We start from the raw sequence: 13,747 nt of genomic DNA, 5'->3' as shown, positions 1-13,747 counted from the left end.
GCATTCCCTGTAACAAGCGTAGCAGGTTTACTTACACTGACGAGAAACGAGCAGTACAACCGAACCTGTTGACGCCTGATTGGGCGGTTAATGACCTCTTTACCCTAACAGTGTTTAAATTTGTGATCAACTTCACATATAGATTTCCATTTCGTCAACATGCGTAAATCAGGTCATTCTTAGTCAACTTTTTAACATGTAATGCTTGCGATTTTCTGGCAATTAAATACAAGAATAAATCGCTTTGTTGCACCAACAATCACAATAGTCACTATTATTCTGCTAGGCAAAAACCCACCTAATCTCTTCACAAAAAGATCACAGCTTTTTTAATAATCAGAGCACTCAGGAACTTTTGCTCGGAATATGTGATGAAGATAACTAAAACATCGTTTTATTTTGATTGAATCAATGTTCCCATGAATGCAAACTAATTCCAGACGCAATATCCCTGGGAGCAGCAACACGCTCAACGTATGCCGCGTTAGATTTTATAAAACAAAGAGATAGCTGTTTTCTTTGTTAAGAAACACCAGTAACCACTTGAATTTATTAATTTTTATTTCCTTGCGCGTGTATTACCTGCGACAAGAGATGAGGACGCTTATGAAAATTAAAGCCACGATTGAACGCATCCCTGGCGGAATGATGTTGATTCCTCTGTTATTAGGCGCAGTGTTAAATACGTTAGCTCCGGATACCGGCGCGTATTTCGGTTCGTTTACCAAAGGAATGATCAGCGGAACGGTGCCGATTCTGGCAGTGTGGTTTTTTTGTATCGGTGCATCTATTGATTTACGAGCAACCGGCACGGTATTACGCAAATCCGGCACACTGGTATTAACTAAAATAGCCGTGGCATGGGTAGTGGCAATGATTGCTGCTTCATTTATTCCTGATACCGGTATTCAAACCGGGTTCTTTGCCGGTCTTTCGGTACTGGCAATTGTTTCAGCGATGGACATGACCAACGGCGGTTTGTACGCCAGCCTGATGAACCAGTACGGAACCAAAGAAGAGTCTGGCGCATTTGTGTTGATGTCTCTGGAATCCGGTCCGTTAATGACCATGGTGATCCTCGGCTCCGCGGGTCTGGCTTCCTTCGAACCACACCATTTTGTCGGCGCGGTATTACCGTTCCTGATTGGTTTTGCGTTGGGTAACCTGGATCACGATCTGCGTTCCTTCTTCAGCAAAGCCACGCCGGTGCTGATCCCGTTCTTCGGCTTCGCGCTGGGCAACACGATTAACCTGAGCGTCATCGTTGATACGGGTCTGCTGGGCATCCTGCTGGGCGTCGCGGTTATCGTCATCACCGGTATTCCGCTGATTATTGCTGACCGCGTTATTGGTGGCGGGAACGGTACGGCAGGCGTAGCAGCCTCTTCTGCGGCAGGCGCTGCAGTGGCAAACCCGGTGATTATCGCCCAGATTAACCCGGCATTTGAACCGGTTGCCGCATCCGCTACGGCGCTGGTTGCCGCCAGCGTGATAGTCACCGCGATTCTGGTGCCGATTATCACCGCGCTGTATGCCAAACGTTTTAATAAAAACCCGGTCGTCAATGAGACGGCGGCTACCCCGGCAGACTCCCTGCACCACTAAACCTGCCTTTATCCCACTCACCGTTCCTGCTCAATTGATGAGCGGGGACGGTGCAAAAATCTCCTCAACCATCGCATCAACCAGCCGCTTCGCCGAACACAATCTCGGCATGCCCAACGCCACATTTTGCCAACGCTGCGTCACCGACCAGCTCACCGGATGACGCTGCGCATCGCACCAGTCCCCGAGCCAGCTCAACATATCGTTGTGCTCACCCGAGCCGCCAACAACCGGCGTGCTGAGCCAATGATGATAGTAATGACGCGTGGCGGGGGCCGCATTCACGCTGTCTGCCAGCGCCTGAGCAGCCATCGTTCGCAGGTTGTCTTTTAGCATTGATACCACATCGGCATTTGCTAACCGGCAGGCGTCACCAAAGGCTCCCCAGCGCAGCTCCTCTAACGCCACAAAACAGCGTCCAGGTAACGACCAGCCGTCATACGCGCCAGCCCGCCAGCGGGTAAAAATTTGCTCGCTATGTTCGCCCGCTTGCACCGTCAGGCCGCGTTGCGTCACCGCCTTCTCTTTATAAGCGCCGCGCTGGGTAAACCAGTCAGCGAGTGAATTTATCTGCTGCAGAAGACCGGGCGTGGAGAGTCCACGCGGGTCTTCGGTTTGTTGTAAAAACATCAACCCTTCGGCGATCCGTACCAGCGCCAGATGGCCCGGATCGATCATGCCCGCCAGTTTTTCCACCAGTTTTAGACGCATCACCAGATGCTCGCTGGACACGCCTGCCAACACCCATGCTCGCAGTTGCGTCTGGGATAGCACCTCCTGCGTCAGACGCGCACGCAGCCGCTGCTGTTGTTGCAGAAAACCGCCGGAACGTTTGGTTTCATCTCCCTGAACCAGATCGACCATAAACTTCGGGTAGACACACTCCAGCGTCCGCCCGGGGCCTTCCAGTAACACGTTAGTCATGTGTGCTCGGTTGCAAAAAGGGTATTGATATCGTCGCGCAGCAAGCGGGAATCTTCATAAAGCCATGCCGCAGTCGTAATGCGATGCTGCAGTTGTTCGTTCAAGGCATTCACCGCAGATTCATTTTGCTGGCGCAGGGTCAGACTCTCACGCAGGCTCGCCTGTAATTGCGTCAAACACAGTGAAAAATCAGCAAAAAACGTGGCCATGCCTGCCGTAACGGAAATATCGACCTGCGCAGCTAAAGCTTTACGAATTTGTTGGCAAAACTGGGTGACATAGTGCACAAGGTTCTTATGCAGTGCGCCCATATCAATGAGATAACGCGTTTTTGTTTCGACGTACTCATTCCATCCCCAGTTGGGCTGATTCAACCAGCGAGAGAAGGTATCACGCACCACACCGCCAGTTGACGGCGCATTTTCCGCCGGAATATCCTGCTCAATGGCCTCGTTAAACAACTGGCGGGTGTTGAAGTTAAACATCGCCGCATGAAACGCCGGAAAACGGATCCGCGCACGAAAACCAGCGTGGTTCAGCTCCTCTTTCACCCGCTGCTCAATGGGGCGCATGGCGTCATTTAGCGCCCGGGACAGCGTCGACTCAAGCTGTTCAAAGCGCAGAGCTAAATCCCGACTGATGCTTTCCTGCGCTGCCAGCAAGACAACTTCACAGGACGAGCGCATTTTATCCAGCACGATTTTCGCCTGCCCTTCATCGTGCAACACCAGCATTTCTCCGGCCATTTCTGCCGAGGAAACGCCAGCCCCCTGGCCATGTTGTGACATCATCAGGACGTTTTCTTTGATAAAGAACGTGTTGATGCCGCACAGAATCTCAGTCTGTTGCTCATTGAGATAGGCCGCGGCAGCCTCCAGCGCCAGCTCGACCTCATGACTGACTTCATCACTCACCCGCCCCTGACTCACTTCTAACTGCTGCATATCCTCTTCAATATGCGTGATGTTCAGCCGCAGTTTTTCATAGGCAACCGTTAACCCATGGGCGCGAAACTCCAGATATTCGTGCGCGCTTTGCGCATAGTTCAATAACTTATGCGACGCTGAGCGTAGCGCATACAGCGAAGCATTGGCGTAAGCGGCATGAATCACTTTCTGGATCGGCTGCTCAAACAGCGAATCCTCCCACAACAGATCGGCTGCATGGCGGATGTGCTCCGTATCCTCAAGATCGTTGGTGCACCAGCGTCGGCCAAGCGCCGCTTCGGCAAAATCCTGTACCCAACGTTGCACCTGGTGATCCGGCAGCCGCCCGCGAGCCATCAGCTCATGACGCGCCCTGTTCGCCAGATACCCCCACATCGAAGAAACCGGATAGATTCGCTCCGGGGCAATCCCGCCTTGCATCAGCGTGCCGGAAATTAACGCCCGCACCTGCTCTTCATCGTCACTGTTGCGGTCTTTCTGATCGAATTTGTTCACCAGCGCATACAGCGGCACTGACTTGCCGACCGCCATGACAGCGTGGCGCACTTCTTCATCGGAAATCGATTTCAGTTGGGTGTAATCCATCACCACCAGTACCGCAGAAGCCCGCGCCAACTGTTCATTCAGCATCTTTTGTAGATGCGGTTGCCCGGCCTCATTCGGCCCCGGCGTATCCAGCAGGGTTAATTGCCCAGGATAGCTCGCCTGACCGGCCAAATGGACAAATTCAACCTCGATAACCGGAATATGCTCAATCGCGGCATAGGCGGCAAAAGGAAAATCCACTTCCAGTGCTTTTGACAAACGCACCAGGTCATTCAGACTTTTAAGGCAATGGAAAATAGGCTGTGCGCCAAGATAATACCGCTCAAATGCCACGCCGTTTTCAATATGCTGCAGCAGAACATTCATATCCTTATCAATTTCCAGAGTCTGCGTAAGACGCTGGCGATCGCAATCGCGTACGCGCTGCTGTAAAACCTTCATTAAGGCATCGATAGGCGTGACATGTGAAAAATGCAACACCGGCTCTTTCTGCCCCGGCGTATGGCGAATTAGCGTTGGTAGCGCCGTCATGGGACGATTACGATTAGGTAAAACTTCGGTCCCCACAATCGCGTTAATCGTCGTCGATTTTCCCGCTTTCATGGTACCGACAATCGCCAGCACCATTTCCAGACGCGTAATCTTACGCAGTTCATTATTGAGCGTTGCCTGCTGGACATCCATGCCACGCGCGCTGAAATGCAGGGGCTGAACCACCTGTCTGCTATGCTCTCCTTGTTTTAGCGCGACATCATCCAACGACGTCATAGGCAATTTTTGCAATTGCCTGAGATGTTCAAGCGAGAGCATCAGCAAGCGTTCCGCTTCCTGACTTAATTCATATATTGTCTGTGTGTGCATGGAAAATTCTTCCTTAACGCAAATGGCATTACTTTTATTTAGCCCAATCGTTTTATTTATAGATTTTTTGGCTTTTATAATTACGTGTAGAAATAATTAAAATCAAAACAACCAACTGATATTATTAAAATAAATTTGGCGTATAACCGCTGGCCGGATGCCTCTCACTTATGTAATAAGTAAGAAAGATAAACAGCGTAGTTCAGTTTTAAAAAATACCCGCGTAATCCCCCTACTAAAATTAAGGGGGTCAATGATATTCAATCACAATGGCTTAGGCATCCGTAAGCAACGTTACCTATGAATATCAGATATTTCGCCTCACCTTATCTTAAATACCTAAGCGTAGCAATTTCCCTTAAAAAATATTCCGCCATACTTTCATTGAGGTAAAAGCAAAGGGTCTTTACAGCAGATCATTTTGCATAATCACGCAGTAGTCCCGACAAAAGCAGGGATTTTATGTATAATTGCGGCCTTTTTCGGCAATCTGCCATTTTTGGGCGCATTTGCCCCTGCTGACTTTTGAGGAAATCCACATGTCATTACCACACTGCCCACAATGCAACTCCGAATACACTTACGAAGATAACGGCATGTTCATCTGCCCGGAATGCGCTCACGAATGGAACGATGCTGAACCGGCTCAGGACAGCGACGAACTGATCGTTAAAGATGCCAACGGCAACCTGCTGGCTGACGGCGACAGCGTTACCGTAGTGAAAGACCTGAAGGTAAAAGGTAGCTCTTCCATGTTGAAGATCGGGACCAAAGTGAAGAACATCCGTCTGGTTGAAGGCGACCACAACATCGATTGCAAAATCGATGGCTTTGGCCCAATGAAGCTGAAATCTGAGTTTGTGAAAAAGAACTGATGCAAATTGCCTGATGGCGCTATACGTCAATCAGGCCGACGCCAGCTCATCTGCCAGGCGGGAAGCTCATACTTCCCGCCTGGCTTATTTTTGCAGACGATAACTACACTTAACTGGTTTCTTTTACCTGAGGTAAAGATTATGCCGTTAAGTCCCTATATCTCCTTCGCAGGTAACTGCGCTGATGCTATCGCCTACTACCAAAAAACATTAGGCGCTGAGCTACTCTACAAAATCAACTTCGGTGAAATGCCCAAACCGGCGCAGAACAGCGAAGAGGGTTGCCCTTCAGGCATGAAATTCCCCGATACCGCCATTGCCCACGCCAACCTGCGCGTTGCGGGCAGCGACATCATGATGAGCGATAGCGCCCCCGACGGAAATGCCCACTACTCTGGCTTTACGCTGGTACTCGACACGCAAAACGTCGACGAAGGCAAACGCTGGTTTGATAACCTGGCAGCAAACGGAAAAATCGAAATGGACTGGCAGGAAACCTTCTGGGCTCATGGTTTCGGTAAAGTGAGCGATCGGTATGGCGTGCCGTGGATGATCAACGTCGTCAAACAGCAGCAACCTACAGAGTAATCCAACGGGAGGCCAGCCCTCCCGTACTGTCATCAAAAATCGCTCAACTCTTCATCACCAAGTAACCATCCCTTAACGAAAACGTCACATTAATCCGCCACGATGGGGCCACTTTTTAAGGGAGGCCGCATCATGCAAACGATTATTCGCGTCGAAAAACTCTCCAAGTCCTTCAATCAACATCAGGCGCTCAATGCGGTTGATCTGAACATCTGTTCCGGTGAGATGGTGGCTCTGCTTGGGCCGTCTGGCTCCGGCAAATCCACCCTTTTACGTCATTTAAGCGGTTTGATCGTCGGTGATAAATCCCCGGGTAGCCACGTCGAACTGCTGGGTCGCACCGTTCAACATGAAGGCCGCCTGGCGCGCGATATCCGCAAAAGCCGCGCCCACACCGGCTACATCTTCCAGCAGTTCAATCTGGTTAACCGCCTGACGGTACTGGAAAACGTCCTGATTGGCGCACTCGGCAGCACGCCGTTTTGGCGCACCTGTTTTAGCTGGTTTAGCCAGGAACAGAAACAGCGTGCATTACAGGCGCTGACCCGCGTTGGCATGGCGCACTTTGCATACCAGCGCGTTTCCACGCTTTCGGGCGGGCAACAGCAGCGCGTGGCGATTGCCCGCGCGCTGATGCAGCAAGCCAAAGTGATCCTTGCCGACGAGCCGATAGCCTCGCTGGACCCGGAATCCGCACGCATCGTGATGGACACCCTACGCGACATTAACCAGACCGACGGCATCACCGTGGTCGTCACGCTGCATCAGGTGGATTACGCCCTGCGCTACTGCGAACGCATTGTCGCGCTTCGTCAGGGCAACGTCTTCTTTGATGGCAGCAGCCAGCATTTTGATAACGATCGTTTTGACCATCTCTACCGCAGCATGAACCGCGTCGAACAGAACGCGCAGGCTGCATAGTTCTAAAAAACCAGGCGTTATTGGCGCAGCCAGGCTGGCAAGTGAAATAGCCTGGAACAAAGACTAATTAAGGAAACAACATGAGCTATAAGACCGTTGCCGCGCTGGCCTTTACCAGCATGTTCAGCATCAGCACCTTGTTCAGCCCGGCGCAGGCCGAAGAGCAAGAAAAAGCGCTGAACTTTGGCATTATTTCGACCGAATCACAGCAAAACCTGAAGCCACAGTGGGAACCGTTCCTGAAGGACATGGAAAAATCGTTGGGCGTGAAAGTGAACGCCTTCTTCGCCCCGGACTACGCCGGGATCATTCAGGGAATGCGTTTTAACAAAGTTGATATCGCCTGGTACGGCAACCTCTCGGCAATGGAAGCGGTAGATCGCGCTAACGGACAAGTGTTTGCCCAAACCGTCGCTGCCGACGGCTCCCCGGGATACTGGAGCGTGTTGATCGTTAACAAAGACAGTCCGATCAACAACCTGAACGATCTGATCGCCAAACGTAAGGATCTGACATTCGGCAACGGCGATCCCAACTCAACGTCAGGCTTCCTCGTCCCCGGTTACTACGTCTTCGCCAAAAACAACATCTCCGCCAGCGACTTCAAACGCACCGTTAACGCCGGACACGAAACCAACGCGCTGGCCGTCGCCAACAAACAGGTCGATGTCGCCACCAACAACACTGAAAACCTCGACAAGCTGAAAACCTCCGCGCCGGAAAAACTGAAAGAGCTGAAGGTTATCTGGAAGTCACCGCTGATCCCGGGCGATCCGATCGTCTGGCGCAAAAACCTCTCCGAAACCACCAAGGACAAGGTGTACGACTTCTTTATGAATTACGGCAAAACGCCGGAACAGAAAACCGTACTGGAACGCCTGGGATGGGCACCGTTCCGTGCCTCCAGCGACCTGCAACTGGTACCGATTCGCCAACTGGCGCTGTTTAAAGAGATGCAGGGCGTGAAGGGCAACAAAGGGTTGAACGAGGAAGAGAAAACCAGCAAAACCTCGGCGCTGAAAGCGCAGCTCGACGACCTTGACCGTTTGACCGCCGCCCTGGGCGCCATGACCAGCGTGACTAAAGCGGTGCAGTAAACCTGATGCCCGGTAGCGTTTCGCTTACCGGGCAGACGATGTTCTGTAGGCCGGATAAGGCGCAAGCGCTGCCATCCGGCGATAAACCTACGCACGGAGCTAAACATGCAAACCATCACCGTCGCCCCGCCCAAACGTAGCTGGTTCTCACTGCTGAGCTGGGCCATTCTTCTCGCCGTGCTGGTGGTCTCGTGGAAAGGTGCCGAAATGGCTCCGCTCACGCTGATCCAGGATTCCGGCAATATGGCGACCTTCGCTGCCGACTTCTTTCCGCCAGACTTCAGTCAGTGGCAGGACTATCTCGGTGAAATGGCCGTCACCCTGCAAATTGCCGTCTGGGGTACCGCCCTCGCCGTTGTGCTGTCGATTCCCTTTGGCCTGATGTGCGCCGATAACCTCGTACCGTGGTGGATTTACCAGCCGATGCGTCGCCTGATGGACGCCTGCCGCGCCATCAATGAAATGGTCTTCGCCATGCTGTTCGTGGTCGCCGTGGGTTTAGGTCCGTTCGCCGGGGTAATGGCACTGTTTATCCACACCACCGGGGTGCTCTCCAAGCTGCTTTCGGAAGCGGTAGAAGCCATTGAGCCAGGTCCGGTAGAAGGCATTCGCGCCACCGGGGCCAACAAAATTGAAGAGATTCTGTACGGCGTTCTGCCACAGGTCATGCCGCTGCTTATCTCCTACTCGCTGTATCGCTTTGAATCCAACGTTCGCTCGGCCACGGTGGTCGGAATGGTGGGGGCGGGCGGTATTGGCGTGACTTTATGGGAGGCGATTCGCGGCTTTCAGTTCCAGCAAACCTGCGCCCTGATGGTGTTAATCATCGTCACCGTCAGCCTGCTGGATTTCCTTTCCCAGCGTTTGCGTAAGCACTTTATCTGATTAGCGAGGCATTGATTGCTATGCACTTGTCTACACATCCGACCAGTTATCCAACGCGTTATCAGGAAATTGCCGCGAGACTTGAGCAGGAGCTTCGTCATCATTATCGCTGCGGTGACTATCTGCCCGCCGAGCATCAGCTTGCCGCGCGCTACGAGGTAAACCGCCACACCCTGCGCCGCGCTATTGACCAGTTGGTTGAGCGTGGTTGGGTCCAGCGTCGCCAGGGCGTCGGCGTACTGGTGCTGATGCGCCCATTCGATTACCCGCTTAATGCCCAGGCGCGCTTTAGCCAGAACCTGCTGGACCAGGGCAGCCACCCCACCAGCGAAAAACTGCTGGCGGTGCTGCGCCCGGCCTCCAGTCACATTGCCGATGCGCTCAGCATTAACGAGGGCGATAACGTGATTCATCTGCGCACCCTGCGCCGGGTAAACGGTATCGCATTGTGCCAGATCGACCACTATTTTTCCGACCTCAGTCTATGGCCGCTGCTGCAGGGCTTTAACAACGGCTCACTGCACGACTACCTGCGCGAACAGTCCGGTCTGACGCTCCTGCGCACACAAACGCGCATCAGCGCCCGCCGCGCACAGGCTAAAGAGAGCAAAGTGCTGGAAATCCCCAATATGGCGCCGCTGCTGTGCGTGCGCACCCTGAACCACCGTGAAGGCGAAGAACACGCGGCGGAATACTCCGTCAGCCTGACCCGCGCCGACATGATCGAATTCACTATGGAGCACTGAATGCATTTCGATACCGCTACCCGCCAGCGCTGGATGCGCGCGCTGGCTTACAGCAATGCCGATGCCCTGAACGCCCGCATCCACGCGCTCAAACTGACGCCAGACTATGAACTTATCCGCGCACCGGAAAGCGGACTGATGCAGCTCCAGGCTCGCATGGGCGGCACCGGCAACCGCTTCTTTGCTGGTGATACCACGCTTACCCGCGCAGTGGTACGCCTGAAGAGCGGCACACTGGGCTACAGCTACCTGCTGGGACGCAACAAACAACACGCCGAGCAGTGCGCGGTCATTGACGCGCTGCTGCAGGAACAAACGCATTTCCAGAGCCTAATGGAAACCTTAATTGCCCCGCTGGAAGCGGAACGCGATGCGCTGATTAGCGCGCGCCGTGCCGAAGTCAACGCCAGCCGGGTCGACTTCTTCACGCTGGTACGCGGAGATAACGCATGACCTTACAAACCGCTTTTAATTTACCCGTTCAGGATGCTCAGCAGAGCTTTCGTCGCCTGCTGAAGGCCATGAGTGAGCCGGGCGTGATCGTCGCCCTGCATCAACTGAAACACGGCTGGCAGCCACTGGGCCTGGCAACCACCAGCGTGCTACTGACCCTGGTCGATGGCGACACGCCGGTCTGGCTTGCGCCGTCGATGGATAACGATATCGCCCGGCAGAATCTGCGTTTTCACACCAACGCGCCGCTGGTGGATCAGCCGCAGTTGGCGGCCTTTGCCGTCGCCGACGAACGCATCAGCAGCGAACAGCTTAACGCCCTCTCCGCCGGTTCCGCCGTCGCGCCAGAAACCAGCGCCACGCTGATTGTGCAAGTCTCTGGCTTAAGCGGTGGACGCATGCTGCGTCTGACCGGCGCCGGTATCGCTGAAGAGCGCATGATCGCGCCACAGCTACCGGAATGCCTGATTCACGAACTCACCGAACGCCCGCATCCGTTCCCGCTGGGGGTCGACCTGATCCTCACCTGCGGCGAACGCCTGCTGGCTATTCCGCGAACTACCCATGTGGAGGTGTGCTGATGTACGTCGCCGTCAAAGGGGGCGAAAAGGCGATAGCCAACGCCCACGCCCTGCAGGAAAACCGACGCCGGGGCGATGAGACCATTGCTGAACTGAGCGTGGCGCAAATCGAACAACAGATGAACCTGGCCGTCGACCGGGTGATGACCGAAGGCGGCATCGCCGACCGCGAACTGGCCGCGCTGGCGCTGAAGCAGGCGAGCGGCGATAACGTCGAAGCCATCTTTTTGCTCCGCGCCTACCGCACTACGCTGGCAAAGGTGGCGGTCAGCGAACCGGTTAACAGTGCAGAAATGCGCCTTGAGCGCCGAATCTCTGCGGTCTACAAGGATATTCCCGGCGGGCAGTTGTTAGGTCCCACTTATGACTACACCCATCGCCTGCTGGATTTTACCCTGCTGGCCAATGGCGAAACGCCCCCCCTGCGCAGCGCAGACGACGCGCAGGACGCCTCTCCGCACGTCTTTTCCCTGCTGGCCAACCAGGGACTGGCAAAGCGTGAAGAGGATGATGGTGCCACGCCCGACGACATCACCCGCACGCCACCGGTTTACCCCTGTTCACGCGCTTCACGCCTGCAACAACTGATGCGCGGCGATGAGGGATATCTGCTGGCGCTGGCCTACTCCACCCAACGCGGCTACGGGCGCAATCACCCGTTTGCCGCCGAAATTCGCAGCGGCTATGTGGCACTGGAAACCGTACCGGAAGAGCTGGGATTTGCGGTGAACGTCGGTGAATTGCTGATGACCGAATGTGAAATGGTCAACGGTTTTGTCGCGCCAGAAAACGAATCCCCCCATTTTACCCGCGGCTACGGGCTGGTGTTCGGCATGAGCGAACGTAAAGCGATGGCGATGGCGCTGGTGGACCGCGCCCTACAGGCAGCCGAATACGATGAAGCGGTCACGGGACCGGCGCAGGACGAAGAGTTCGTGCTGGCGCATGCGGATAACGTCGAGGCGGCGGGTTTTGTTTCGCACCTCAAACTTCCCCATTACGTCGATTTCCAGGCCGAGCTGGAACTGCTCAAACGCCTGCAACAGGAGGCCACCCGTGATCACTAACCTCTCCGGCTACAACTTTGCGTATCTTGATGAGCAGACCAAACGCATGATTCGCCGCGCGATTCTGAAAGCGGTGGCGATCCCCGGTTACCAGGTACCGTTTGGCGGACGTGAAATGCCGATGCCCTACGGCTGGGGAACCGGCGGTATTCAGCTCACCGCCAGCGTGATTGGCGAGCCGGACGTGCTGAAGGTAATTGACCAGGGCGCGGATGACACCACTAACGCCGTGTCGATTCGCAACTTCTTTAAACGCGTGACCGGGGTGAACACCACCGAGCGCACGGAAGACGCGACGCTGATCCAGACCCGTCACCGCATCCCGGAAACGCCGCTGGTGGAAGACCAGATCATTATCTTCCAGGTCCCGATCCCCGAGCCGTTGCGCTTTATCGAGCCGCGCGAAACGGAAACCCGCACCATGCACGCGCTGGAAGAGTACGGCATCATGCAGGTGAAACTGTATGAAGATATCGCCCGCTTCGGCCATATCGCCACCACTTACGCCTATCCGGTGAAGGTCAACGACCGCTACGTCATGGACCCGTCGCCAATTCCAAAATTCGACAATCCGAAGATGGACATGATGCCGGCCCTGCAACTGTTTGGCGCAGGCCGCGAAAAACGCATCTATGCCGTTCCACCTTACACCCGCGTGGAAAGCCTCGATTTCGACGATCACCCGTTTACCGTGCAGAGCTGGGATGAGCCTTGCGCCATCTGTGGCTCAACCCACAGCTATCTCGATGAAGTGGTGCTCGATGACACCGGCAAACGCATGTTTGTCTGCTCCGACACCGACTACTGCCGCCAACAGAGTGAGGCCCTCAGCAAATGACGCAACCGCTGCTTTCAGTCAACAACCTGACCCATCTCTACGCGCCGGGCAAGGGCTTCAGCGATGTCTCTTTTGACCTGTGGCCTGGCGAAGTGCTGGGTATCGTCGGCGAGTCCGGTTCCGGCAAAACCACGCTGCTGAAATCGATCTCTTCACGGCTAACGCCACAGAGCGGTGAGATTTTGTATCAGAACCGTTCGCTGTACGGCATGAACGAGGCCGACCGTCGCCGTCTGCTGCGTACCGAATGGGGCGTGGTGCATCAGCATCCGCTGGATGGCCTGCGCCGTCAGGTCTCCGCTGGCGGCAATATCGGCGAACGCCTGATGGCCACCGGGGCGCGCCACTACGGCGACATTCGTGCCACCGCGCAGCGTTGGCTGGAGGAAGTGGAGATCCCGGCCTCGCGTATCGACGACCTGCCAACCACCTTTTCCGGCGGCATGCAGCAGCGACTGCAGATCGCCCGCAACCTCGTCACCCATCCCAAACTGGTGTTTATGGACGAGCCCACCGGCGGTCTGGACGTTTCCGTACAGGCCAAACTGCTGGACCTGCTGCGCGGCCTGGTGGTGGAACTGGATCTGGCAGTGGTTATTGTCACCCACGATCTGGGCGTAGCGCGCCTGCTGGCCGACCGTTTGCTGGTGATGAAGCAGGGTCAGGTGGTGGAAAGTGGGTTAACCGACCGCGTACTCGACGATCCGCATCATCCGTATACCCAGTTGCTGGTGTCATCTGTTTTGCAAAACTGATTTTGTCTTGCCGGGTGGCGCTTCGCGACCCGGCCTACGGATCGGCATCGGTTGTAGG

14 protein-coding genes are annotated in these 13,747 nt (G+C 54.8%); 12 read left to right on the top strand and 2 right to left on the bottom strand.

Features of this window, described 5'->3' with window-relative positions; genetic code table 11:
• Nucleotides 1-606 precede the first annotated feature (606 nt).
• Nucleotides 607-1,605, top strand: coding sequence for a 2-keto-3-deoxygluconate transporter (gene kdgT / locus N0B36_RS20935; protein WP_016155482.1), 999 nt, complete (start codon nucleotides 607-609; stop codon nucleotides 1,603-1,605).
• A 30-nt stretch (nucleotides 1,606-1,635) separates the two neighbouring features.
• Here the strand turns inward: kdgT and N0B36_RS20930 are convergent, their stop codons facing one another.
• Both N0B36_RS20930 and crfC read right to left on the bottom strand, forming a co-directional pair.
• Entirely contained in the window at nucleotides 1,636-2,529 is an 894-nt protein-coding gene (locus N0B36_RS20930) for a diguanylate cyclase regulator RdcB family protein (protein WP_049282262.1), read from the bottom strand.
• Nucleotides 2,526-4,883 (bottom strand): clamp-binding protein CrfC, encoded by a 2,358-nt coding sequence (crfC, locus tag N0B36_RS20925; RefSeq protein ID WP_181546493.1) that lies wholly within the window; start codon nucleotides 4,881-4,883, stop codon nucleotides 2,526-2,528. The genes N0B36_RS20930 and crfC overlap by 4 nt, the downstream gene beginning before the upstream one ends.
• A gap of 539 nt (nucleotides 4,884-5,422) precedes the next feature.
• On the opposite strand from crfC, the gene N0B36_RS20920 reads away from it, so the two are divergent.
• From N0B36_RS20920 to phnK, 11 genes are all read left to right on the top strand, one after another.
• Nucleotides 5,423-5,758 carry a zinc ribbon domain-containing protein YjdM gene (locus tag N0B36_RS20920; protein WP_003031835.1) on the top strand — a complete coding sequence of 112 codons (336 nt, stop codon included), beginning with the start codon at nucleotides 5,423-5,425 and terminating at the stop codon, nucleotides 5,756-5,758.
• Between the two features lie 141 nt (nucleotides 5,759-5,899).
• Nucleotides 5,900-6,346, top strand: a complete 447-nt coding sequence (gene yjdN, locus N0B36_RS20915) for a VOC family metalloprotein YjdN (protein ID WP_016155401.1) — start codon at nucleotides 5,900-5,902, stop codon at nucleotides 6,344-6,346.
• A gap of 132 nt (nucleotides 6,347-6,478) precedes the next feature.
• The gene (gene phnC, locus N0B36_RS20910; RefSeq protein WP_016155400.1) at nucleotides 6,479-7,267 is read left to right on the top strand and encodes a phosphonate ABC transporter ATP-binding protein; all 789 of its coding nucleotides are present in this window, start codon (nucleotides 6,479-6,481) and stop codon (nucleotides 7,265-7,267) included.
• 80 nt (nucleotides 7,268-7,347) lie between these two features.
• Nucleotides 7,348-8,364, top strand: a complete 1,017-nt coding sequence (gene phnD / locus N0B36_RS20905) for a phosphonate ABC transporter substrate-binding protein (protein WP_016155399.1) — start codon at nucleotides 7,348-7,350, stop codon at nucleotides 8,362-8,364.
• A 105-nt stretch (nucleotides 8,365-8,469) separates the two neighbouring features.
• Nucleotides 8,470-9,249, top strand: coding sequence for a phosphonate ABC transporter, permease protein PhnE (phnE, locus tag N0B36_RS20900; protein WP_016155398.1), 780 nt, complete (start codon nucleotides 8,470-8,472; stop codon nucleotides 9,247-9,249).
• A 20-nt stretch (nucleotides 9,250-9,269) separates the two neighbouring features.
• A complete protein-coding gene (gene phnF / locus N0B36_RS20895) occupies nucleotides 9,270-9,995 on the top strand; it encodes a phosphonate metabolism transcriptional regulator PhnF (RefSeq protein ID WP_047499588.1) in 726 nt (241 codons plus the stop codon).
• A complete protein-coding gene (phnG, locus tag N0B36_RS20890) occupies nucleotides 9,996-10,448 on the top strand; it encodes a phosphonate C-P lyase system protein PhnG (protein WP_019077841.1) in 453 nt (150 codons plus the stop codon). It abuts the gene before it with no gap.
• Nucleotides 10,445-11,029: a phosphonate C-P lyase system protein PhnH gene (gene phnH, locus N0B36_RS20885; RefSeq protein WP_003031824.1), complete on the top strand. Its 585-nt coding sequence runs from the start codon at nucleotides 10,445-10,447 to the stop codon at nucleotides 11,027-11,029. Before phnG ends, phnH begins: the two co-directional genes overlap by 4 nt.
• The gene (locus N0B36_RS20880) at nucleotides 11,029-12,096 is read left to right on the top strand and encodes a carbon-phosphorus lyase complex subunit PhnI (RefSeq protein ID WP_049282265.1); all 1,068 of its coding nucleotides are present in this window, start codon (nucleotides 11,029-11,031) and stop codon (nucleotides 12,094-12,096) included. Before phnH ends, N0B36_RS20880 begins: the two co-directional genes overlap by 1 nt.
• Nucleotides 12,089-12,934: an alpha-D-ribose 1-methylphosphonate 5-phosphate C-P-lyase PhnJ gene (gene phnJ, locus N0B36_RS20875; RefSeq protein ID WP_200080424.1), complete on the top strand. Its 846-nt coding sequence runs from the start codon at nucleotides 12,089-12,091 to the stop codon at nucleotides 12,932-12,934. Before N0B36_RS20880 ends, phnJ begins: the two co-directional genes overlap by 8 nt.
• A complete protein-coding gene (phnK, locus tag N0B36_RS20870) occupies nucleotides 12,931-13,689 on the top strand; it encodes a phosphonate C-P lyase system protein PhnK (RefSeq protein ID WP_003844769.1) in 759 nt (252 codons plus the stop codon). Before phnJ ends, phnK begins: the two co-directional genes overlap by 4 nt.
• Nucleotides 13,690-13,747: the final 58 nt, after the last annotated feature.

It is taken from the genome of Citrobacter sp. XY323 (assembly GCF_025106035.1).
GTDB lineage: Bacteria > Pseudomonadota > Gammaproteobacteria > Enterobacterales > Enterobacteriaceae > Citrobacter > Citrobacter braakii.
The sequence above is the reverse complement of the archived record's forward strand: the minus strand, read 5'-3'. Positions and strand labels throughout refer to the sequence as shown.